General features: G+C 66.3%; 20 protein-coding genes. 13 read left to right on the plus strand and 7 right to left on the minus strand.

What is annotated here, in order from left to right; all coding sequences use genetic code 11:
• Positions 1-4: 4 nt before the first annotated feature.
• Genes EV191_RS24635 through casG form a run of 5 tightly spaced genes read left to right on the plus strand, consistent with a single transcriptional unit; the run spans position 5 to position 7,439 of the window.
• Positions 5-2,233, plus strand: coding sequence for an acyl-CoA dehydrogenase family protein (locus EV191_RS24635; RefSeq protein ID WP_132879844.1), 2,229 nt, complete (start codon positions 5-7; stop codon positions 2,231-2,233).
• A gap of 25 nt (positions 2,234-2,258) precedes the next feature.
• Positions 2,259-3,473, plus strand: coding sequence for an acyl-CoA dehydrogenase family protein (locus tag EV191_RS24640; RefSeq protein ID WP_132879845.1), 1,215 nt, complete (start codon positions 2,259-2,261; stop codon positions 3,471-3,473).
• Position 3,474: 1 nt separating this feature from the next.
• Entirely contained in the window at positions 3,475-4,635 is a 1,161-nt protein-coding gene (locus EV191_RS24645; protein WP_132879847.1) for an acyl-CoA dehydrogenase family protein, read from the plus strand.
• Positions 4,636-4,645: 10 nt separating this feature from the next.
• The gene (locus tag EV191_RS24650) at positions 4,646-5,779 is read left to right on the plus strand and encodes a steroid 3-ketoacyl-CoA thiolase (protein ID WP_132879848.1); all 1,134 of its coding nucleotides are present in this window, start codon (positions 4,646-4,648) and stop codon (positions 5,777-5,779) included.
• 31 nt (positions 5,780-5,810) lie between these two features.
• Positions 5,811-7,439, plus strand: coding sequence for a steroid-24-oyl-CoA synthetase (gene casG / locus EV191_RS24655; protein WP_132879850.1), 1,629 nt, complete (start codon positions 5,811-5,813; stop codon positions 7,437-7,439).
• On the opposite strand, the gene EV191_RS24660 is transcribed toward casG, so the two are convergent.
• From EV191_RS24660 to EV191_RS24670, 3 genes are read right to left on the minus strand one after another with little or no spacing between them, the layout of a single operon-like run.
• A complete protein-coding gene (locus tag EV191_RS24660; protein WP_132879851.1) occupies positions 7,440-8,771 on the minus strand; it encodes a carboxyl transferase domain-containing protein in 1,332 nt (443 codons plus the stop codon).
• A complete protein-coding gene (locus EV191_RS24665) occupies positions 8,764-10,215 on the minus strand; it encodes an acyl-CoA synthetase (protein WP_243659205.1) in 1,452 nt (483 codons plus the stop codon). Before EV191_RS24665 ends, EV191_RS24660 begins: the two co-directional genes overlap by 8 nt.
• Positions 10,216-10,263: 48 nt before the next feature.
• Positions 10,264-11,574, minus strand: coding sequence for an SLC13 family permease (locus tag EV191_RS24670; protein WP_132879853.1), 1,311 nt, complete (start codon positions 11,572-11,574; stop codon positions 10,264-10,266).
• 174 nt (positions 11,575-11,748) lie between these two features.
• Between EV191_RS24670 and EV191_RS24675 the strand changes: the two genes are divergently transcribed.
• A complete protein-coding gene (locus EV191_RS24675; RefSeq protein WP_132879855.1) occupies positions 11,749-12,471 on the plus strand; it encodes a FadR/GntR family transcriptional regulator in 723 nt (240 codons plus the stop codon).
• A 12-nt stretch (positions 12,472-12,483) separates the two neighbouring features.
• Here EV191_RS24675 and EV191_RS24680 read toward each other — a convergent pair whose 3' ends face one another.
• Positions 12,484-14,070 carry a PucR family transcriptional regulator gene (locus EV191_RS24680; RefSeq protein ID WP_207894667.1) on the minus strand — a complete coding sequence of 529 codons (1,587 nt, stop codon included), beginning with the start codon at positions 14,068-14,070 and terminating at the stop codon, positions 12,484-12,486.
• Positions 14,071-14,184: 114 nt separating this feature from the next.
• Here EV191_RS24680 and EV191_RS24685 point away from each other — a divergent pair, with 114 nt between their 5' ends.
• Positions 14,185-15,699 (plus strand): CoA-acylating methylmalonate-semialdehyde dehydrogenase, encoded by a 1,515-nt coding sequence (locus tag EV191_RS24685; RefSeq protein WP_132879856.1) that lies wholly within the window; start codon positions 14,185-14,187, stop codon positions 15,697-15,699.
• The gene (locus tag EV191_RS24690) at positions 15,692-17,059 is read left to right on the plus strand and encodes an aspartate aminotransferase family protein (RefSeq protein ID WP_132879858.1); all 1,368 of its coding nucleotides are present in this window, start codon (positions 15,692-15,694) and stop codon (positions 17,057-17,059) included. The genes EV191_RS24685 and EV191_RS24690 overlap by 8 nt, the downstream gene beginning before the upstream one ends.
• A 10-nt stretch (positions 17,060-17,069) precedes the next feature.
• On the opposite strand, the gene EV191_RS24695 is transcribed toward EV191_RS24690, so the two are convergent.
• Complete coding sequence (locus tag EV191_RS24695; protein ID WP_132879859.1) at positions 17,070-18,041, minus strand: helix-turn-helix transcriptional regulator; 972 nt, start codon at positions 18,039-18,041, stop codon at positions 17,070-17,072.
• 97 nt (positions 18,042-18,138) lie between these two features.
• Here EV191_RS24695 and EV191_RS24700 point away from each other — a divergent pair, with 97 nt between their 5' ends.
• The 3 genes from EV191_RS24700 to EV191_RS24710 all read left to right on the plus strand — a co-directional run bounded on the left by EV191_RS24700 (position 18,139) and on the right by EV191_RS24710 (position 19,469).
• Entirely contained in the window at positions 18,139-18,717 is a 579-nt protein-coding gene (locus EV191_RS24700; protein ID WP_132879861.1) for a DinB family protein, read from the plus strand.
• A gap of 80 nt (positions 18,718-18,797) precedes the next feature.
• Complete coding sequence (locus tag EV191_RS24705; protein ID WP_132879863.1) at positions 18,798-19,076, plus strand: ArsR/SmtB family transcription factor; 279 nt, start codon at positions 18,798-18,800, stop codon at positions 19,074-19,076.
• Between the two features lie 3 nt (positions 19,077-19,079).
• Positions 19,080-19,469 carry a VOC family protein gene (locus tag EV191_RS24710; protein WP_279388462.1) on the plus strand — a complete coding sequence of 130 codons (390 nt, stop codon included), beginning with the start codon at positions 19,080-19,082 and terminating at the stop codon, positions 19,467-19,469.
• Here EV191_RS24710 and EV191_RS24715 read toward each other — a convergent pair whose 3' ends face one another.
• Complete coding sequence (locus EV191_RS24715; RefSeq protein WP_132879866.1) at positions 19,470-20,936, minus strand: Na+/H+ antiporter NhaC family protein; 1,467 nt, start codon at positions 20,934-20,936, stop codon at positions 19,470-19,472.
• Between the two features lie 11 nt (positions 20,937-20,947).
• On the minus strand, positions 20,948-22,114 hold the full coding sequence (locus EV191_RS24720) for an aminotransferase class V-fold PLP-dependent enzyme (RefSeq protein ID WP_132879867.1): 1,167 nt from the start codon (positions 22,112-22,114) through the stop codon (positions 20,948-20,950).
• Positions 22,115-22,167: 53 nt separating this feature from the next.
• Between EV191_RS24720 and EV191_RS24725 the strand changes: the two genes are divergently transcribed.
• Both EV191_RS24725 and EV191_RS24730 read left to right on the plus strand, forming a co-directional pair.
• Positions 22,168-22,746, plus strand: a complete 579-nt coding sequence (locus EV191_RS24725; RefSeq protein ID WP_132879868.1) for a helix-turn-helix domain-containing protein — start codon at positions 22,168-22,170, stop codon at positions 22,744-22,746.
• Between the two features lie 41 nt (positions 22,747-22,787).
• Positions 22,788-23,162 (plus strand): MmcQ/YjbR family DNA-binding protein, encoded by a 375-nt coding sequence (locus tag EV191_RS24730; RefSeq protein WP_243659206.1) that lies wholly within the window; start codon positions 22,788-22,790, stop codon positions 23,160-23,162.
• Positions 23,163-23,174 lie beyond the last annotated feature (12 nt).

The following is a 23,174-nucleotide window of genomic DNA, read 5'->3' on the forward strand; positions in this document are numbered from 1 at the left end:
GAACGTGTCCCTTCCGTTGAATGACGAACATCGGGCCCTCGCCGAATCCGTGCGCGGATTCGTGGGACAAGTGGCGCGGACAGATTCGGTGCGGGACGAGTTTGCCGGGTTCGCCGCCGGTGGTCGTCCGAAACACTGGCCGACGTTGCTGGCGCAGGGATTGCACGGCGCGCATCTCCCCGAATCGGTGGGCGGTGCCGGCGGCGGTCTACTCGATCTTTCGGTGATCGTGGAAGAGTGCGGGAAAGGGTTGCTGCCTGGGCCGTTCCTGCCGACCGTGTTGACCAGCGCGGTGCTGGCCGCTGCCGACCGAACTTGCCCCGCGGTCGCCGAACCGCTCCGGTCATGTGCTGATGGAGCTACCGGTGCCTTCGTCAGTGGTGCGGGGCTGTCCGCCACCGAGGTCGCGGGAGGTTGGCTGGTTACCGGCGAATCAGCACCGGTGGTGGGCTTGCCCGGAGCGGAGATCGTGCTTGTCCGGGTCACTCAGGTGGATGGCGAACCGCTCTGGTTCGTAGTTCCGGCCGATCGGTGCCCGGAAACGGTTGTGCCGGACAACGGCGTGGACCTCACGCGTTCGGTTGGCCGTCTTGTGCTTCGTGGATATCGGGTACGTCGAGGCGAGGCACTGCCGCAGCCCGCCGAAGACGCGGTCGACCTTGTGGTGAACGCCCTGGTCGCGGCCGAGGCGAGCGGGATCATCAGGTGGTGCCTGGATACCGTGGTCGAACACGTCAGCGGCCGCGAGCAGTTCGGTCGCCCGGTGGGAAGCTTTCAAGCCGTGCAACACAAAGCGGCGATGCTGCTTGTGCACGCGGAGATCGCCTGTGCCTCGGCGTGGGATGCGGCGCGGGCGGAAGGAACGGACTACGCGCAACAACGGATCGCCGCCGCGCAGGCAGCGATCACCGCACCCGCGCTCGCCGTGGACTGTGCGCTCGACTCCGTCACGCTGCTCGGCGGCATCGGGTTCACCTGGGAACACGACGCGCATCTTTACTGGCGAAGGGCGATCAGCATCGCTTCGGTCGTCGGTGCGGAGCGCGATTGGTCGAGCCGGCTCGGTTCTACTGCACTATCCACGCACCGTGACTTCGGGCTGGCTGGCGCGGAAGCGCCCGAGCTGCGCGCCTATGTGGCCGAAGTGCTTGCCGAAGTAAACGAACTTCCTTCGGACCCGGTCGGTGCTGCGGGGCTCGCATGGTCCGGCCCACGCCGTAACCGGTTGGCCAGTGCCCGGCTCGTCGCTCCGCACTACCCCGAACCGTATGGGATCGCTGCAGGGCCGGCCGAGCAGGCGGTGATCAGCGAAGAGTTCGCGCTGGCTGGACTGGATCAGCCGACTACGGTCGTCGGGGAGTGGGTGCTGCCCACCCTGCTGACCCATGGCAGCGCCGAACAGCAGCAGCGCTTTGTCGGGCCCACGTTGCGCGGCGAGATCGTGTGGTGCCAGCTGTTCAGTGAACCTGAAGCCGGATCCGATCTCGCCGGGTTGCGCACCAGTGCACGCAAGGTCGAAGGTGGTTGGTCGATCAGCGGTCAGAAGGTGTGGACGTCAATGGCGCACGAGGCCGACTGGGGCGTGTGTCTGGCTCGGACAGATCCCGGGGCAGCCAAGCACCGCGGACTGTCCTACTTTGTCATCGATATGCGATCACCGGGAATCGAGGTGCGACCGCTGCGCCAGGCCACCGGGAGAACCGAGTTCAATGAGGTTTTTCTGGACGAGGTCTTCGTGCCGGACGATAGCCTCGTCGGATCCAGCGGAAGCGGCTGGAAGCTCGCGGTCACCACATTGTCCCACGAACGGCTCAGCATGGGATCGGTCCAGTTTGGGCACGGCGGTACCGATGCGATCCGGCGGCTGCTGGCCGACGGCGCGCCGGTACGCAGGTCCGATGCGATCCGCGTCCTCGGGGAGAACACCGCGCGGGAGATCGCGCGATCCACGCTCAATCTGCGAGCGATGCATGCCAGGCTGGCCGACCTCGACCCAGGCGCGGAAATGAGTGTGCTCAAGGTGTACAGCGCGATCGCGCAACGATCCAACTCGCGAGCGCTACTTACCTTACTGGGATCACTCGGCTGTGTGGCGACTGGCGAATCCGATCCGGTTATCGACCATATTGGACTGCCTGCCGTCCTGCTTGGCGGCGGCACGATCGAGATCCAGCTCAACGTCATCGCGCAGCGGGTCCTGGGCCTGCCTCGCGAGCCGATGCCGTCCGGTTAGCCGAGCCGCAGAGGAGTAACCCACCATGCAACTGGACCTGTCGCCAGAAGCCAAGGCGCTGCGTCGGCGGCTGCGTGACTACTTCGCCAGCCTGATCAACGATGAGGATCGTCGCGACCTGGCCGAGCAGACCGAAGGTGGTCCGACCTTCAGCCGGCTGTGGCGACAGATCGGTGCCGATGGGTGGCTCGGCGTTGGCTGGCCGGAGAAATACGGTGGCAATGGGGAAGACCCGGAGGCGCTGTTCGTCTTCTACGACGAAGCGCTACGTGCAAGCGCGCCACTATCGCTGGTCACCTTGAACACCGTGGCGCCGGCGCTGATGAAGTACGGTACATCGGAGCAGAAAGACTACTTCCTGCCAAGGATTCTCGCCGGTGAACTGATCTTCGCGATCGGCTACACCGAACCGGACGCTGGTACGGACCTCGCCGCGCTCACCACTCGAGCCAGGGTCGACGGAGATGAGCTGGTGATCAATGGAAACAAGATCTTCACCAGCGCGGGAATTTATGCCGACTGGATATGGCTGGCGGTACGGACCGACCCGCAAGCACAGCGTCACCGGGGTATTTCAGTGGTACTCGTACCGACCGACGACCCCGGATTCTCCGCGACGGAGATCCGTACGGTCGGTGGGATCAGCACCGCGGCGACCTACTACACGGACGTCCGGGTTCCGTTGTCCAATGTGGTAGGTGAACTTGGCGGTGGCTGGCGGATGATCACCAATCAGCTCAATCATGAGCGGGTCGCACTCGCGGCTCGGGGTGGGATCGCCAATGAGCTGTTCACCGAGGTTCTCGAGTGGAGCAAGCGGCAGCGCTGTGGCGATCGCCGGCTGTTCGACCTCGGCTGGGTGCGCGACACGCTTGCCGAGGTGTACGCCTTGTTGAGCGCCAGCGATCTGATCAGCCTGCGCCTGGTCGCTGACGTGGCGAACAACAGCCTCAGTGGTGGTGACTCGGCCGCGGCCAAGGTGTTCGGTACCGAAGCGGTGGTGACCGCGTACGGGAAGCTGCAGGAGGTGCTTGGTGCCGCCGGGTTGGTACGGCCGGGTAGCGACGGTGCCGCGCTGCGCGGACGGGTTGAGGCACTGGGTAGAAGGGCACAGACCAACACCTTCGGCGGCGGTTCGAATGAGGTGATGCGCGACATCGTCGCGGCCTCGGCGCTGGGTATGCCGGTTGCTGGGCGACGTGGCACCGGGACGAGCCAGCGGAACAATGGAGGCAACTGAGATGGACTTCACGCTGGATGACGATCTGCGGGCGCTCGCCGAACTGAGTGGACGCATTCTTACCGACTTCGGGGAGCCGGCGCATCTCGCCAAGGTCGAAGCGGACCACGGCGGGGTCGATTGGCAGCTGTGGGCGGCATTAGCCGAAGCTGGCCTGCTGGGTATCGCCGTTCCCGAGCGTGTCGGTGGCGCCGGGATGGGGATGCTTGGCCTGGTCACGCTGCTCGAGCAGCAGGGCCGGTCGGTGACGCCGGTGCCACTGTGGTCGACGGCGGTCGCCATGCAGGCACTCGTCCAGTTCGGCTCAGCCGAACTGGTTGACCACTGGTTACCGGAGCTGCTGACTGGCTCAACGGTGCTGAGCTGTGCCTTCGCGACATCCCCAGGGGAGACCGCGGTGGCCACCGCGACCGCGAACGGCGCGGGATGGTTGGTGCGCGGCGACCTCGGGCCGGTGCCAGCTGGCGATATCGCCGAGGCGATCCTGCTACCGGCCGTTACCGAGGGCGGCGAGCTGATCATGGTTGTTCTGCGCACCAAGCAGACCGGCGTACACATCACGCGGATTGGCGTCACGAGCAGGGAAAGCTATGCGCTGGTATGCCTCGATGGCGCTCAGGTGGACGCGGGTCAGCGGCTTCCCGGGGATGGATCGCGGATTCTCGAGTGGACCGTGCGGCGCGCACGCGTGGCGCTTGCGGCACTACAGCTCGGTGTTTGCGCGCAGGCATTACGGATGACCGCCGACTACACCGCCAAGCGGGTGCAGTTCGGCCGGCCGCTGGCCACGAATCAAGCCGTCACTCAACGCGCGGCGGACGGCTACCTCGATGTCGAGGGGATACGGCTGACCACTCAACGCGCGGCGCTGCTGATGGACGGCGAGCACACCGACGAAGAGCCAAAGGCAGCGCTCACCGCCAAGTGGTGGGCGGCAACGGCGGGGTTACGCGTCGTGCACACCGCCCAACATCTGCACGGCGGAATTGGCGCGGATATCGACTACCCGATCCATCGGTACTTCCTGTGGGGGCGACAGCTTGCGTTCACCATGGGGAGCGCGGGTGCGATCGCCGCCGAACTCGGTATCGAACTAGCGCACGGCGCTTCGATTGGTGCTCCCGCACTGACCGAACCCAGGCATACCGAACCAGCGAGCTAGGAGGATTGCGATGCCCGCACCGGTGATTGTGGATGCCGCCCGCACGCCCTACGGCAAGCGTGGCGGGGTACTCGCCAGCTGGCACCCTGCCGAGCTGCTTGGCCTTGCGCAGGCAGATCTGTGCAAGCGAGCCGGAATCGATCCGGCCGAGATCGGCGAGATCATTGGCGGCTGTGTTACCCAGGCGGGGGAGCAGGCCGGACATATCGTGCGGACCGCCTGGCTGCATGCCGGCCTACCAGAGGAGACCGGCGCGACCACGATCGACGCGCAATGTGGGTCCGCGCAACAGTCCGTCCACCTGGTCGCGGCACAGATCGCCGCCGGCGCGATCGACGCGGGCCTTGCCTGTGGCGTCGAAGCGATGTCCAGGGTTCCGCTGAGAGCCAATATCGGCGAAGGGATCGGCTCACCGCGCCCGGACAGCTGGGCCATTGACCTTCCCGCGCAGTACGAAGCCGCGGATCGGATCGCCAGACGGCGTGGTTTCACCCGTGCCGAGATCGACGCGTTCGGCCTCCGCTCGCAGCAGCGGGCTCGCGCGGCATGGGATGCCGGCCGGCTCGACCGCCAGATTCTGCCGGTTCCGACCGCGGACGGTGGCACGATGACCGTGGATGAAGGCCTGCGGGAAACCAGTATGTCGGCGCTGGCTGGGCTACGGCCGATCCTGGGCGACGGCTTGCATACCGCGGGGACCGCCTCGCAGATCTCCGACGGGGCAAGCGCCGCGCTGCTGGTCGAGGAAGGCAGGGCGCGCGCCATCGGCTTGCGTCCACGGGCGCGGATCCTCGCGCACTGCCTGGTTGGCGCCGAACCGAGGTACCTGCTCGATGGGCCGGTCCGGGCGGCCGAGCGGTTGCTGGATCGCACTGGGACGACCATCGCTGATTTCGACCTTTTCGAGGTGAACGAAGCCTTCGCGGCCGTACCGATGTCGTTCGCTCGGGCGCACGATGTCGATCCGGAGAAACTCAATGTCAACGGTGGCGCGATCGCGGTTGGCCATCCGGTCGGTTCGAGCGGTATCCGACTCCTTGCCACGATCATCGACGAGCTGGAACGCCGGGATCAGACACTCGGCCTGGTCGCGGTATGCGCTGGCGGCGCGATGGCCACGGGCGCGGTGATCGAACGGATCTGAGCGTTCTATCGAGCGAGGGAAAGGAGCGCCGATGACCGTGCGGGACGAGGTGCTCGCCGCGTTGACCGCCCCTGGCGCACCCTTCGAGATCGGGGAGGCTGATGTACTGGGTGAACCGATGCGGGTATTCGCCAACCGGCACCGCGCCCTGAGCGAACTGATTCGCGGATCGACTCGGTTCGGCGACCGGCCCTATCTGGTGACCGAATATGGCAGTCTCAGCTTCACCGCGCACTATCGAGCCGTTGCGGCGATAGCCACCGCGTTGCGTACCGAGTATGGCGTCGGCAAGGGCGATCGGGTCGCCATCTGTGCGCCAAACTGTCCAGAATGGATTATCGCGTTCTGGGCTACGGTGTCGCTCGGCGCCATCGCCGTCGGAATGAATTCGATGTGGACGGCTCAGGAGACCGAGTACGGGTTGGACCTGACCGAGCCGGTGTTGCTGGTCGCGGATGGCCCGCGCGCGGAGCTTGCCGGTAACCGGGAGGTGCCGGTGCTTACCGTGGAATCGGGTATTCCGGAGCTGATCGACCGATACGCGGATGCCGAGCTTCCCGAGGTCCAGGTGGACGAGGACGACCCCGCGGTCATCCTGTTCACCAGCGGCACGACGGGAAGGGCAAAGGGCGCCACCCATTCGCACCGCAACGTGCTCGCCGCCTGCTGGTTCCACCTCGTCAACGACGCGGTGGCAACGGAGCTGGGCAACCCGCCGGGGTACCGGCGGTTCCTCCTCGTGACGCCGCTGTTTCATATCGCTTCGCTGCACAACCTTGCCGTGGCCCGGCTCGTCGATGGTGACACGGCGGTACTGCATCTCGGCCGGTTCGATATCAACGAGGTGCTGCGCCTCGTCGAGCGGGAACGGGTCACGAACTGGGGCGCGGTGCCCACGATGGTCTCGCGGCTGATCGAGCATTCCCAGCTGGCCGCATACGATCTGAGCTCATTGCGCGCGATCTCGGTCAACAGCGCGCCGTCTTCGCCGGAACTGAAACAACGCCTGCGCGAGGTGCTACCCGCGGCGGAGCGTTCCCTTGGCACCAGCTATGGGCTTACCGAATCGTCGACCGCGGCTACTCTGGCCTCGCCCGCGGACCTGCGCGCCGATCCGGAAACAGTCGGATCGCCAGTGCCCACAATGGAGGTCGAGGTTCGTGATGTGCACGGCAATGCGGTCGTGGACGGCACTGAGGGGGAGATCTGTCTGCGCGGGCCGCAGATGATGCTTGGCTACTGGCGTGATCCGCGGGCCACCGAGGCATCGAGCGCGCCGCATCGTTGGTTCCGCACCGGTGATCTTGGCGCCATGGTGGATGGTCAGTTGCGGGTGTCGAGCCGGCGATCAGATCTGATCCTGCGCGGCGGGGAGAACGTCTATCCGGCCGAAGTGGAGAACCAGCTGAGTACCCACCCAGCGGTTCGGGAATGCATCGTGCTCGGTACGCCACATCAGGATCTCGGGCAAGAGGTGGCGGCCGTTGTGGTGGTCTGGCCAGGGATTGTGGTTACCGAGCAGGAATTGCGGGACTATGTGGGGACACAGATCGCGCGCTACAAGGTGCCTTCCCGGTGGGTGATCACCACCCATGGGCTGCCAAGGAACGCCACCGGAAAGGTCAACCGGGCACAGGTGCGGTTGACCTCGCGCGGCTAGCTAGGTGTCGTCTGGCCTCACGATCCCGCGAGCGACACCGAGTTCGACAAGGTCCTGTGGACGCAGTCGAAGCTGGTTGGCGATGGCGGGTACGTCCGCTTCGGGGCGTTTGAGGATCGCGGTAGCGGCTTCGGGGGAGGTCACCGAGAAGTAGCTGTCCGGTGTTACCCAGGTGTGTTCCGGCGACGCGAACGCCAGCGCGCCGCCCGAACCGCCCTCGCCGATCACCAGGGAGGTTACCGGTACCGCAGCTTCGGCGATCGCGGCGAACAGCTCGGCGATCGCCGAGCCGGCTCCGGCACGCTCGGCCATACCGTCATTGGCCGCGCCATTGGTGTCCACAAGCGTCAGTACGGGGATGCTCAACCTGTCGGCGAGCCGAACCAACCGCGCGGCTGTCCGGAAACCGGCGGGCAACGTGGCGGTGCCGCATTGTGCGGCGTAGGCGACCGCCTCGCCGTGCCGGAACCCGATACCGCACAGCACACCGGCGTCCACCCCGCCGCACCGGTCCCCGCTGAGGTTCTCGCGCCAGGCGAAGTAGCTATCCAGATACCTCGCCGCGCGCGGCCTGCTGGGTTCCCGTGCCGCGCGCACCGCTGCCCAACCGGTGGCTGGTGCCGTGCTGTGGCCGAGCGCGGCCGGCGGTGGCGCAGCCTTCGATGCCGGGCGGGTGAGCAGTCGGACCCAGCGCGTCACGGCGGCACCAAGCGATTCCGGTGTGACGATCTGGTCCACGTGACCGCCGGCGAGCTGCCCCTCCGCGGTGTACGCCGTCGGATCCCCCTCGGGCCGTACCCGCGAACCAGCGAAGCCGACCTGCGCGCCGGTAAGAGCAAGCGTCACGTCCGCGCCGGCGCCGAGTGTGGCCCAACCGCCACCCGTTGTCGGGTCGCGCAGTACCGCCAGCTGCGGCAGACCGGCCTGCCGGGTCAGTGCCGATTCCCTGGCGATGCGCTGTAGTTGGCTCAGCGCCCGCATACCTTCCTGCATACGGCTGCCGCCCGTTGCCACGAGAGACACCACGGGCGCCCGTAACTCTCGCGCCGCCCGGAAGGCCGCCGCTATCCGGTTTCCCGTCTCGCCGCCGACGGAACCACCGAGAAAACCGAACTCGAATGCGATAACGACGGTCCGCGTGCCGCCGATGTCCCCAACTCCGCATACCACCGATTCGCGTTCACCCGTGCGATCGGCGGCTTCGGCGAGCGCGCGGGAATAACCTGGCCACTCGATCGGTCCGTCCGTAGTGGACACCGTGACTTGATCGGTGGCGAACTCGACAAACGAGGACGCCACCCGGTCGATGACCGCGCGCGCCGGTTCAGCCATGCAGAGCCCGCTTCATCACCTTGCCCATGTCGTTGCGCGGCAAGGATTCTTGAAACCGTACCACCCTCGGCCGCTTATGCGGGGTGAGCAGCCGTGCCACATGATCGGCCAGCTCGCGTTCGGTGGGCGGGGTACCGTCCGGTACGACCCACGCCACGATTCGCTCGCCGAGGTCGTCGTCCGGTTCGCCGGTAACAGCCACCTCGGCAACCGCGGGATGCTCGAGCAGCGCGTTCTCGATCTCACCCGCGCCGATCTTGTAACCACCGCTTTTGATGATGTCGGTGGCTTTCCTGCCGACGATTCGAATGTAACCGTCGGAATCCCGAGTGGCCACGTCGCCGGTGGCGAACCAGCCGTCCACGAACGCCGCTGCCGTCGCGTCCGGGCGGTTCAGGTACTCGGTGAACAGGTTCGGGCCACGTACGTGGATTTCTCCCACGGTTTCACCATCGCTCGTGTCGATCGTTGTGCCGGCCTCATCGACGAGGCGCAACTCGACTCCGTGCAGCGGAACACCCACGGTTCCCGGCTTGGCCGGCCCCCGTGCGGGGACACTGGTGTTCATCAGTGTCTCGCTCATCCCGTACCGCTCCACGACATGCTGACCGGTCGCCTCGAAGATGCGCTGGTGATCGGTAACCGGGAGGGCCGCCGAGCCGGATACCAGCAGCCGGGCACCGCGTAGGGCAGCCGCGAGTGCGGGGGCATCGGCGACTTCCAGTGCGATCCGGTGATACATCGTGGGTACGCCGAACAGCATCGTGCCGTCGTCGGCCAGGGTGTTCGCGAGCTCAGCGGTGTCGAACCGACCAAGGTGGCGCACCGAACCACCTCGGCGCAGGGGGCCGAGGATGCCCAGAATCAAGCCGTGTACGTGAAACAGCGGCAGCGCGTGCACCAGTACGTCCTCGTCGGTCCACTGCCAGATGTCGGCGACCGCGTCCAGCGTCGCGGCGATCGCGCCCTGGGTAAGCACGACACCTTTCGGTAGACCGGTTGTTCCCGAGGTGTAGACGATCACCGCCGGCGCCGCGTCGTTCGGCTCCGGCGTCGCGGCTACCGGCGAAGGGCTGAGGTCCACATCGTGTCGCGGCAGTGCGGCCAGCTCCGGTGGCAGCTGTGCCGCCGGTTCGGCGAGTACCAGCGCGGGCGCACTGTCCGCGACGATATGCGCGAGCTCGCGCTCGCCGATCTTCGGGTTCACCGGAACTACGGGTACTCCAGCCAGCAGAGCGGCTACCACCCCCACGCTGGTCTCTAATGTGGACGTTGCCCACACCGCGACCCGGCTGGCGCCCGTGGCGCGCAAGGAGTTGGCGAGTCCGCCCGCGACGGCGGCCAACTCGGCGTAGCTCAGTGACCGATCCGGAAAGCTCAGTGCGAGTTTGCTGGACGCGGTTTCCAACACGGGAAACAGCCCCGCGGATGCCTGGTCGGACACGAGTGCTCCTTATCGTCGATATGCCATGCGCTGGCCTGCCCGCGCCGGTCAGCCGAAGCCGGGCACGATCAGGACGAGCCAGATCACGAGCGGGGCCACGGCTACGATAATGCCCCCATAAACCAGAAGCTGTTGGAAGAACCGGTCTCGGTCCACGTCCTGGGCACTGGCCAGGACAAGGGCGCCGTTGGTGGAAAACGGGCTCACGTCCACGACCGTCGCGGATACGGCGAGGGCGGCAATCAGCACGACCGGACCGACCGTGCCGTCCAGCAGGAATGGCACGGCAAGGGGGATCAGCGCGCCCATAATGGCTACCGAGGAAGCGAACGCGGAGACGATGCCGCCGATGTAGCAGATCAGCAGCGCGGCGAGCAGTGGGATGCCGACGTCGGAAACCGCGTTGCCGGCATAGTCGATGGTGCCCATTTCCTGCAGCACCCCGACATAGGTGAGCATGCCGCAGATCAGCAGCACGGTCGGCCAGGTGATCTGATTCACTGCCTGCTTGCTGGTTTCCGGCCAGACCACGCTGAGCAGGACCGCGACACTGATCGCGGTGAGGCCAACATCCAGGTCGAACCCCAGCGCGCAGACCACCAACGCGACGAGGCCGATGAGCGTAGCGATGCGTGGCGGCGTCAGTCGGATCGTCGGATCGTTGGTGTCCTGGTCCTCGCTGGCGCCAGTGCCTTCCGGTGAGCCGGTGCCTTCCGGTGCGCCAGTGCCGGCAGGAACGAGACGTCCAGCCCTGCGGGCGAGTCGCAGCCCGCCACAACTGACGAACACGATGATCGCGATGATCAGGTTGGCCAGGAAACTCGCCAGGAAGAGTACGAGTTCGTTGCCGGGCAGGTTCTCCCGCGCCACGATGCCGTTCACGATCGTGCCGTAGATGCTGATCGGCGAGAAACCGCCGGCCTGTGCCCCATGCACCACCATCGCGCCCATCAGCAGCGGGCTGATGCCGTGCCGTGCCGCGAAGCCCAGCGCGATCGGGGCGATGATCGCGACCGCCGCGGGGCTCACCGCGCCGATGGCCGTCAGGGTCGCGGTGACCAGGAACATCACCCAGGGAATGAGTGCCAGCCGGCCACCGACGAGCCGGATTGAGGCGCTGATCAGCCAGTCGGTGGTGCCGTTCGCTCTGGCGATGGCGAACAGGTAGGTCACCCCGACGAGGACGACGAACAGGTCCCCGGGAAACCCGGCGAAGATCGCGTCGGCGTCCATGCCCGCGGCCAGCGTGCCAACCCCGAACGCGGCCGCGAACGCCAGTGCCCCCATGTTGATCGACCGGGTGGTCGCGACGATGAACAACACCGCGAGGACGAGTATCGAGACGAGTTCGGCGGACATGCGGGGCTCCCGTCGTTGGGCTCGCTGTGTCGAACAACTGGCCGAGTGGCTGAACCACTTTGCGGGAACTTGGCGACCCTTGTCAAGAGGGAAATGGGCGAGTGGCTCAGCCATTTCCGCTAGCTGCGGTACCCTGTACGAAACGCTGACCAGTACTGACAGACAGGGGAGCGAGTGTCCGACGCCCTGCGCCCGATGGCCAAACAGCGGCTCTACGAGCAGGTGATCGAGCGGCTTCGGGAGTACGTGGAGCGCGCCGGCCTGCGCGGTGGGGACCGGCTTCCGGCGGAGCGCGAGCTCGCGCAGCGCCTCGAGGTCAGCAGGGCGTCAGTGAAACAGGCGATCGTGGTGCTCGAAGTGCAGGGTCTGGTCGAGGCCCGGCATGGGGGCGGAACCTACCTGGTGCGCGACACCCTGGCCGCTGAACCGGTCGATGAGCTGGTGCGCCGCAGGCGCAGATTGCCCGATGTGCTGGAAGCACGGGAGGCACTGGAAACCAAGCTGGCTGAACTCGCGGCCGAGCGCCGGACGGCGCAGGATCTGGAGGCGATCGCCGGCGCGCTCGAGCACATGCGACAGGAGATCGAGGATGGCGGCCACGGAGTGGAGGGTGACCGCCGGTTCCATGCGGCGGTCACCGTCGCCGCGCACAGTTCGATGCTCGCCGAGTTCATGCGCGCGATGGCCGAGCAGGTCACCGAGAGCCGGACCGAATCGCTTCGCCAGCCCGGCCGGCCGAACAGATCACTGAGCCAGCACCGAGCGATTTACGAGGCGATCAGCAACGGGGCGCCGAGTAAGGCGGCCGCCGCGATGCGCCGGCATCTGCGCACCGTCGCCAAGGTGCGGCTACTTTCCTGGAACCCCGATGACGAGGAAACCGATCTCGCGGATTAGCCCGCGCGGGCGTTACCGGGAAAGCTCATCGGCGATGAGTGCCACCTGTAATGAGACGCGCGTGTCCGGATCGTCAAGGGAAACGGTCAGTAGCCGTTCGATTTTCGCCAGGCGGTCGTAGAACGAAGCCCGAGAAAGGTGGACCGCGGCGGCGGCGTCGGACTTGCTTGTGGGGTGTTGCAGCAGTGCCCGCAACACGGAAAGCAGATCGCTCCCGTGTCGCGCGTCGTGATCGGTGAGGATCTCGAGTTCCCGAGCGACGAACGCGCGAACCCGCTCGTCGTCACCGAGCATGGCGAGCAAGCCACGTAGGTGCACGTCTTCCAGCCGGTGCACCACAGGACGGGTCGTAGCTGGTGGAATCGATTCCACCACATGCCGCGATTCGCGAACGGTGCGGTCGATATGCCCAGCCTGGCCGACTGCTCTGCCCGCGCCGATCAGGACGACGTGATTTCCGGCTACCCGCTCGGCCAGCGTGGCCACGTACGGTTCGGGATCCGCCGAGGGCAGGAACGAAAGCAGTATTCGGACATCTCGGTCGATCTCGCAGATCAGCGCCGGAACGTCGATCGCATAGGCCGCGTGGGCTACCGAGGCCAGTACGTCGTCCACAACGGACTGACCGCGACCGGGCCGCTCCTGGGTGCTCGCTTCGGGGCGGACGGTGAGGCCGACGAAGATTCGGTTGGCGGTGGGCAGACCGGCCAGTTCGCAGCGGCGCAACAGATCCGGCTCGGTGGGATCGGCGAGTAGTCCGAGCAGCAGTTCGTGATGGACGCGCCGGTCGAGGCTGTCCCGATGGCGGTCCTGCAGCCGGTGCATCGCCAGCGCGGCGGCCGCCCGTTCCGCTACCACGGTGAGGCGCCGTGCGGGAGCGGTCGGTGCCTGCACGATCAGCCGGCCCCAGCCCTTGTCGCGCCGGCCGAGTCGAGTGAGCAGCCAGCCGTTCGCCGCGTCCCATGTGGTGCGTGCGAGGTGCTCGACCGCGCGTGAGCGGGATTGCCAGTCCGCGAGGAAGTCGCTGATGTCCTCGGGGCCTGCCCGGTAGTCCAGCACCCGGTGTTGCGCGTCCTCGAGCACGACGGCCGCGCCAGCGAGGCGCTGCACCGCGGCCAGTATCTCCGCGGGGCCGGCATCCTCGATGCTCAGCGCGGTGAACGTGTCGTGTACGCGTTCGGCCTCGCGGAGTTCGGCCAGCTGTTCGTCGACGATTCGCTCACCCACATCCTGGGTCACCGCGGCGAAGCGCACCTCGCGAGTCAGCGCGACGAGCGGCAGATTCAGCCGCTCGCAGGCGGTGATCAGCGGCGATGGCACCTGGTCCCAGCGCCGGCCGAGTTCGATGAGCAGGCCGGCGGCGTTGGTCTCGGACAGGCTGCTGGCGAGCGCTTCGAGGTCGGGCGTGGTTTCCGGAAACGCGATTCCGGTGCTGAGGACCAGGTCGCCGCCGCGCAGCAGGGGCGCGATGTCGGAAAGCTCGGTGGTGTGTACCCAACGTACTTCGCGTGCCAAACCCGATTCGCCGGCCAGGACTCGCGGACCCGCTGCGCGCAGTACGGGCATCTCGAGTGCCTGCGCGACGGTTACGACGGCCACTGGTCACCTCGCCCTGACGTATTGTCGGATAATCGTTCCTGATCCGACATTATGTCAGGTTCGTTCCTGGGTGTGCCCGGCTAGTCTGCGGTCGAGCTATAAGGAGGCGAATACATGACCACGTCGATCACGCACTGGCTGGATGGCGCCGAATTCCGCGGTGACCCGAAGGGTTGGGCCGATGTCACCAATCCCGCCACCGGCCAGGTTTCCGGTCGCGTGGCGCTGGCCAGCGAGCGGGATGCCGAGCAGGTCATCGCCGCCGCGGCCAAGGCAAGCGCCGAATGGGGTGCCACCTCGCTGGCCAAACGGACGCAGATCCTGTTCGCCTTCCGCGAGCTGCTCAATGAGCGTAAGGACGAGCTGGCCCGGCTGATCACCGCCGAGCACGGCAAGGTGCACTCCGATGCGCTGGGTGAGGTAGCCCGTGGCCAGGAGGTCGTGGAATTCGCCTGCGGTATCTCGCATCTGCTCAAAGGCGGGCACTCGGAGGGCGTGTCAACCGGCGTCGACGTGCACGCCAAACGCGAGCCGCTCGGCGTTGTCGGCATCATCAGCCCGTTCAACTTTCCGGCCATGGTCCCGATGTGGTTCTTCCCGATCGCAATCGCCGCCGGCAACGCGGTTGTCCTCAAACCAAGTGAGAAGGACCCCTCAGCCGCGTTGTGGATGGCTCGCCTGTGGCAGGAGGCGGGGCTGCCTGACGGGGTGTTCAACGTGCTGCACGGCGATAAGGTCGCGGTGGACGCACTGTTGCACAGTCCGGAAGTGGCGGCGATCAGCTTCGTGGGATCCACGCCGATCGCCTCGTATGTCTATGCGGAAGCCAGCCGGCACGGCAAGCGTGTACAGGCGCTTGGTGGCGCGAAGAACCATATGGTCGTACTGCCGGACGCCGATCTTGATCTCGCGGCCGACGCCGCGGTCAGCGCCGGCTACGGCAGTGCGGGTGAGCGGTGCATGGCGATCAGCGTAGTCGTCGCGGTGGACCCGGTCGGGGATGATCTTGTCGCCCGGATCGCCGACCGTACCAGGACGCTGGTCACCGGAGACGGCCAAGCGGGTACCGGGGTCGAGGCCGATATGGGACCGCTGGTCACCAGGGCGCATCGAGACAGGGTCGCCGGCTTCGTGGCGGCCGGTGAGCAGGCAGGCGCCACACTGGTTATTGATGGCCGCGTGGTCGAGCCGAGGGGCGGTCAGCATGGCCATTGGCTCGGTCCGACGCTTTTCGACCATGTGACGTCCGATATGGACATCTACACCGAGGAGATCTTTGGCCCGGTCCTGAGCGTGGTGCGGGCGTCGTCGTATGCCGAAGCCGTCGAGCTGATCAACAATAACCAGTATGGGAACGGCACCGCGATCTTCACCAACGACGGCGGAGCCGCTCGCCGTTTCGAAGCGGATGTCCAAGTAGGCATGATCGGGATCAACGTGCCCATCCCGGTCCCGGTCGCTTTTTACTCGTTCGGTGGTTGGAAGCAGTCGCTGTTCGGTGACACCCATGCGCACGGCGCGGAAGGAGTACATTTCTTCACCCGCGCGAAGGTCGTCACGTCCCGTTGGATCAATCCGGCCGCCCGACCTGCTGGTGGCCTCGAACTGGGGTTCCCGCGGAATGTCTGAAGATCACGGGGTATCGCCCGGCCTCCGGGCGGCGCTCGATCCGGAGCGTGCCTATGAACTTGATCGCCGGCACGTGTTTCACTCCTGGTCGGCCCAGGCCACAGTGGACCCGATGGTCATCACCAAGGCCGATGGGCCCTATGTCTGGGACCGGCATGGCAATCGACTACTGGATTTCACCTCCCAGTTGGTATTCACCAACCTCGGGCACCAGCATCCAGCGGTGGTAGGCGCCATCCAGGAACAGGCGGCCACGCTGTGCACCGTGGCCCCGTCACACGCCAACGGTGCCCGCTCCGAGGCCGCCCGGCTGATTGCCAAGCACGCCCCGGACGGCCTCGACCGGGTGTTTTTCACCAATGGCGGTGCGGATGCCAATGAACACGCGATCCGGATGGCGCGGCTGCATACCGGCCGGCCGAAGGTGCTTTCCCGATATCGTTCGTACCATGGGGGAACCCAACTCGCGCTCAACGCGACGGGTGATCCGAGGCGATGGCCGAATGACACCGCGTCGACCGGCACGGTGCACTTCTTCGGGCCGTACCGATACCGCAGCGCCTTCTCCGCGAGCACCGAAGAAGAGGAGTGTCAACGGGCGCTGGCCCACCTGGAGCAGGTGATTGCCCTCGAGGGACCGTCGACAATCGCCGCGATCCTGCTCGAGTCGATTCCCGGCACCGCGGGCATCATGGTCCCGCCGCCGGGCTACCTTGCCGGCGTCCGGGAACTCTGCGACCGATTCGGCATCCTGCTCATCGCCGATGAGGTGATGTCCGGATTCGGTCGGGCGGGCGAATGGTTCGCCATCCAACGCGATGCGGTCGTACCCGATCTGCTGACCTTCGCCAAGGGTGTGAATTCGGGGTACGTCCCGCTTGGCGGTGTGTTGCTCGGGGAAGCCGTCTACTCGACTTTCGCCCAGCGGCCCTATCCCGGCGGGCTGACGTACTCCGGCCACCCGCTGGCCTGCGCGGCCGCGGTGGCGACGATCGAGACGATGGAGCGGGACGGAGTTGTCGCGGGCGCGGCGGAACTCGGCACGGAGGTGTTCGGTCCTGGGCTGGCCGAGCTGGCCGCTCACCACGAGTGGATCGGGGAGGTTCGTGGTACTGGCGTGTTCTGGGCCCTTGAGCTGGTGACGGACCGGGCATCACGGGAACCCCTCGCGCCGTACGGAGGAACCAGTCCGGCTATGACCGAACTCGTCGCGGCCTGCCAGCGGCGTGGTCTGCTGCCCTTCGCCAATGCCAACCGCATTCACCTTGTTCCTCCGCTGACGATTACCGAGGAACAGGCGCGGACCGGGATCGACATTCTCGATCAGGCCCTTACCGCGGCATGTGCGAAGCTCGGCTGAGTCACGTCCGTCAGTGCGCCACCGCCGCTGTGCAGCGATGCGCAAGCAGCTCGAACGCCGCGCCGAGTTCGGTGGGCCCGACCACTTCGATATCCGCGTCGAACATGCCGATGGTGGCGGCGAGGCCAGGCCAGGACCAGGAGCTCAGCGTCAGCAGGCAGCGGTCCCTGGTGAGTTCCTCGACGACGCCATCGCGGAGGTACTGGGACACCGTTTCGGCTGGTAGGTCCAGGATCACCTGACCGCGGCATGGTTGACCACCAGTCGTGCTGAACTTGCTGGTCACGAAACTGGCCACATCGTCGGCGGGCAACTGTCGTGGGGTGAACCGCGGCCCGGTCGGGGTGCGCGGCGAGATGCGGTCGGCGCGGAAGGTTCGCCAGTCAGCGCGGTCCAGATCCCACGCGACGAGGTACCAGCGGCCGCCCCAGGTGACGAGGTGGTGCGGTTCCGTTCGGCGTGGTGCCGCGGGATCGCGGACCCGTGCTGCCGAGACGGGCCGGTAGTCGAAGCGCAACACTTCCCGTGCCTGTACGGCGGTGCTCAGTGCCAGCAGTACCTCGGCGTCGACCTGCGGGTTCCGTTCCGACGCCGGATCTCGGATCGCCGTGATCCGCATCGTGTCGATCCGGTGGCGCAGCCTGCTCGGCATCACCTGCCGGACGGTACGCAAGGCGCGCGCGGCGGCTTCCTCGATACCGGCGCTGGCCGTGGTGGCGAGTTGGAGGGCAACGGCGAGCGCGATGGCCTGCTCATCGTCGAAGAACAGTGGGGGTAGGTCCTGACCGGCCCGCAGCCGGTACCCGCCATCGGGCCCCTTGCTGGTCGCGATCGGATAGCCGAGTTCGCGCAGCCGGTCGATATCGCGGCGCACGGTGCGCGAGCTGACCGCCAATCGATCGGCAAGCAGCGCGGCCGGCCAGTCCCTGCGCGCCTGAAGTAAGGAGAGCAGGGACAGCAATCGTGCTGAGGTTGTCGGCATACGTCCGATTCTCGCTGAAGTAGCGGACACAACCTGGCCGCTACTGCCGTGATCCTGGATTTCGGATCGACCAACGACGAGCCGAAGGACAACACGGATGACCAGTACAACGGATCGCGCCACAAACCTGGACGCCGAACGGGGCGAGCTGCTTGCCGCGCTCGCGGAGGCGCGTGCCAATCTGATCGCCACGACCGAAGGGCTTACCGATGAGCAGGCGGCCGAGCGGCCAACGGTCAGTGCGCTGTGCCTCGGCGGCCTACTGAAACACGTGGCGGAGGGCGAGCAGCAGTGGATGAGTTTCGTGACTGATGGCCCCTCGGCGATGACGTTCGAGCTGCCTGACGGCGCCCGCTGGGCGGACATCATGGCCGGAACCGCGCGGGAGGTTCCACAATGGATGATCGAGTACGCGGAAGGATTCCAGCTGCGGTCGGGCGAGACCCTGGCCGGAGTGGTGGCGAACTACGAACGAGTCGCCGCCCGCACCGAGAAAATCATCGCCGAAGTACCGGATCTCTCCGCGGCGCGGCGGCTGCCGGCCGTGCCGTGGGGAGATTCCGGGAAGATGTTCAGTATTCGGCAGGTACTGCTGCACCTCATCGCTGAGGTCGCCGAGCATGCCGGGCACGCCGATATCCTCCGGGAGACGCTGGATCACGGCGGTAAGGACTAGCTACCTCGTCCGGGGGATACCGGAACCAACATGCAAGTACCTACTTGCATGCAAGCGGCTACTTGCGTATCGTCTTCGGTATGGCTGATGTGTACCAGGCCCTCGCTGAGCCGACTCGTCGGGCCATCCTCGATGAGCTTCGGGAACAAGATGGCCAGACGATATTCGAACTTTGCGGCAGGCTTACCGGAAAACACGAGCTGAGCTCGTCCCGGCAAGCGATCTCGCAGCATTTGGGGATACTCGAAGGGGCCGGTTTGGTCAGAACCAGTAGGCAGGGGCGGCGCAAGCGGCACAGCCTGGACACGTCACCGCTGCGGGAAATTGTCGAGCGATGGCCAATTGAGGACGAGAGGTAGCGGATCGTGCGGATCAACATCACCAGCGTGTTCGTGGACGACCAGGACAAGGCGCTGCGGTTCTACACCGAGGTTCTCGGTTTTCAGAAGAAGGTCGATGTGCCGCTTGGCGGGCCGCGCTGGTTGACCGTGGTGTCTGCCGAGGAGCCGGACGGCACCGAGTTGCTGCTCGAGCCGGATGGACACCCCGCCGTCGGGCCTTACAAGACGGCGTTGGTCGCCGACGGGATTCCGTGCACGTCGTTTGCCGTCGACGATGTCTTCGCCGAGGCCGAGCGGCTGCGCGGGCTCGGTGTGCGGTTCACCCAGGAGCCGACCGATATGGGAACCGTGACTACGGCTGTCTTCGAGGACACCTGCGGCAATCTCATTCAGATCGCCGCCGAGAAGTAGCTAATTACCGGTCCTGCCCGCGCTCCGGCGAGCGGGGATGGAGACCGGCTCACCGGCTGGGCCTTCGAAGCGTCGGCCCCAGCCGGTGAGTATCGCGGTCAGCATGACCAGCGTCAGTACCAGTGGATACCAGGTGACCACGAATAGCGTCAGCGCGGATACCTGCGCGGTGCCCGGCACGTCCGCGGTGAGCGAACTGGCGATCAGCAGGAACGAGCTGACGACGGGCACGATCGAGCCGATGCCGAGGACGACACAGTCCATGACGTTGGCGCGCCGATAGGGATGCAGGCCGGCGGCGGCGCCGATCCGGTCCGCGAGGGGACCGTAGAACAGCATGGTCGGCCCGTTGACCCCGGCAAAGAGTCCGCCAGCGAGTACCGCTCCGGCTCCGATCGTCAGTTCAGCGCCCCGTGGGTTGGTCGGGTTCGACCAGCGTGCGATCGCGTTGACCAGTATGTCGAAGGCCCCGGATGCCTCGAGCACGCCAATGATGGCGAAAATGACCAGCCCCAGTCCGATCAGTGGCAGCATGTCCGTCACGCCTGTCACCAGAAAACCGGTCGCCGCACCGTCTTCCGCGCCGATGATCGCCGAACCCGGTACCAGTCCGGTTGGCACCGCGACGATGAGCCCCGCGGCCAGGCCGGCAGAGGTGGCCAGGAAGATGTCTCGCTTCCAGAAGGCGACACCGACCAGCACCGCCACGGCCACCAGCATCAGCAGTGGTTTGGCGCCAGCGGTCAGGCCGGCGGTGGCCGAACCCTGCTGATCAGCCATCGCCGGACCAGCGATCGCGTACAGTACGACGCTCGCGGCGAACGCGGTCAGCGCGTAGCGAGCGCGCGAGCGTACGACTCCGGCGATATCCGCGACACCTTCGCGGCCGCGATAGCGCTGGGTGGTGGCCGAGACGATCGTGGAATCCGAGATCGGCGCGATGTTGTCGCCGAAAAGCGCGCCGGACAGGATTGCCCCGGCGAGCAGGAGCGGGTCGGCGCCGAGCGCGATCCCGGCGGGAAACAGGATCGGGAACGCGGTGAACAGGGTGCTGATCGACGAACCGGTTGCCATGGCGAGTGCACCCGCGAGCACGAAGACAACGGCTGGGAACAGACCCCCGGACAGGCCAAACTGGCCGGCGAGCCACACCATCCCGCCGGCGACCCCGGACACATCAAGCAATGCCGCGAACAGGCTGACGACCAGCAGGATCAACAGGAGCGTTGCCGACATCGGGGTGGCGATACCGCGCAAGGCGGCATTCCAGTAGGACTGGTAGTTCCGTGCAAGCAGCGCACCAGCCAGCAGCCCGAGCAGTCCGGCGACCGTCAGCGCGGTCATATCGAAGGTTTCGAACACGACGAAGTAACTGATCACGCCGATCATGAAGATCAGCGGCGCGGCGAAGGCGAGGTACCAGCCGCCAATGAAGTGCAGTCGCTCGGGTTTGGCTGCGGAATCCACGGGGTGCTCCTTCACTCGCGTTGGCCGGTATGCCTTCGGTAGTCCCGGACGGCGGACAGCAACCGGTCGATATCGCTGTCATCGGAGTAGTAGTGCAGGGACACACGCAGTCGGCTGCCGCGCGGTGCGGTACTGATCTTGCGTTCGGTGAGTAGCCAGCCCGCCAAGGCATCCGGATCCTGCTCGACCAGCGCGACCTGTGGCCCGGCGAGGTCCGGATCGGTTGGCCGGTCGACCCGTTCGCCCATCGCGCGGAGTTCGCCGGTGAGGTGCTCGGCGCGGCGTTGCAGCTGGCGCCAGCCAGCCGTTTCGTCCACTGTGTCCAGTGCGTCCAGTCCGCCGAGAGCGGCGTAAACCGAGGGGACCCCGACCGTGCCGGTTTCGAAGCGCGCCGCCGTGTTGGGATAGTCGACGGTTTCGGCGTCGAAGGCGAACGGGTTACCTCGGCCGAACCAGCCGGTGAGCGCGGGTGATTCCAGCGCCGAGGGATCACGTGCGTACAGGAACGCGATGCCCGGAAGGCCGAGCAGATACTTCAGCGCGCCGACGACAAGGAAGTCGCAATCCAGCTCGTCAACGTTGCACGGTACGACGCCGGCACCCTGGTAGGCGTCCACGAAGACCTTCGCGCCAGCCGCGTGCGCGGCCTCCGCGATCGCACGTACCGGCGGGCGCGTGCCGTTGGCGTAGCCAGCAAGCGGCACTGAGACCATGGCCGTGTTGTCGTCGATAGCTTGCTGCCAGGCCGCTGGGTCCAGCGCCTGTTCCGCCGCGACCGACCGGACCGGTATCCCGTCTTCCGGTGCTCGCCAGACATGGCCGATCGACGGGAACTCGAGTCCACTTGAGACGATCGCAGCACGTGGTTGTTGCCGGAACGCGGGAAGGTTCGCGCGTACCTGATAAGCGGCGACCGACGCGTTCGGCGCGAGCGCGATCTGGGCAGGTGAAGCGCCGAGTCGCGCGGCCATCCGGTTCCGCAGCTGCTCGGCAAGTTCCATCCAGCGGCCCCATGGCGCGGGGTTGGCCATGAGGTCGTCTTGCATATCAGCGAGGCGCTGGCGTACGTCGATGGAAAGGGCCCCCTGGCTGCAACTGGCGAAGTGGGTGACCGCCGGCAGGGTAGGAAAACGATCACGGAAGGTGACAAGATCAGCGGGTGATGTGGACTCCGGCATCGGGTGATGGTGGCGTGAATTATTAATGGAGTCAATATTGATATTATCGCTGGATGGTTGCGGGTGGGCGGCGCGGTGGTAGTGCGGATGCGGTCGCGCTGGGGCGGCGCATCCGGTCGGCCCGCAAGGAGCGCGGGCTGACCTCGGTCGAGTTGGCCGACCTCGCCGGTGTCTCGCAGGGGTTGATCAGTCAGGTGGAAAACGGCCGCAGTGATCCGAGCCTGGAGACACTGCGGCGGTTGGCCGAAGCGCTGGATCTGCCATTGTTCGACCTCTTCCAGGAAACCGCGTCGCATGGGGTGGCTGTCCGGCGATCGGATGCCCGACCGGCGGTGACGACACCGCGGTCGGAGTTCAGTTATGCGAAGCTCTCGCCACCCGATCCGGTCCTCGAGGTCCTGCGCGGTCGGTTGCGACCGGGCGCGGTATCCAGCGCGCAGGAGCATCGTCACCCCGCGCACGAGTGTGTGTTGGTGGAGCAGGGCACGTTGACTGTCCAGGTGGAAACCGAAGAGTTGACCTTGGGGCAAGGGGATAGTTGCGCCTTCGACTCCCGGCGACCGCACCGCTACCTGAACCGCACCGACGAGGACGTCAGCTTCCTCGTCTTCGCCACCCCGCCGAGCTTCTGATACGTCGGGTGCGGTGCGCGTTCACGCCGTAGACTGCCGGAGTGACCCCTGCGATGTTCCGCGAGTTGTGCCTCGGCTTTCCTGGCACGGGCGAGGAGTTCCCGTTCGGCGAGGCGAACAGCGTGTTCAAGGTTGCCGGCAAGATGTTCGCGCTCAGTCCACTCGCGTCCGAGCCATTGCGGGTGAGCTTGAAGTGTGACCCCGACGTCGCCGTGAACCTGCGGGCAAACTATTCCGCGATCACCGCCGGATATCACCTGAACAAGCGGCACTGGAACACCATCGTGATAGACGGCACGGTGCCGGACGAGTTGCTGCGCGAAATGGTCGAAGACTCCTACGATCTGGTGGTCGCCGGGCTTTCCCGGCGTCAGCAGGAGAAGCTGCACTGGATTGGGCTCAGTCGCGAGTCCTGAGCGCTCGGTGAT

Source organism: Tamaricihabitans halophyticus (assembly GCF_004340875.1).
Taxonomy (GTDB): Bacteria; Actinomycetota; Actinomycetes; order Mycobacteriales; family Pseudonocardiaceae; genus Tamaricihabitans; species Tamaricihabitans halophyticus.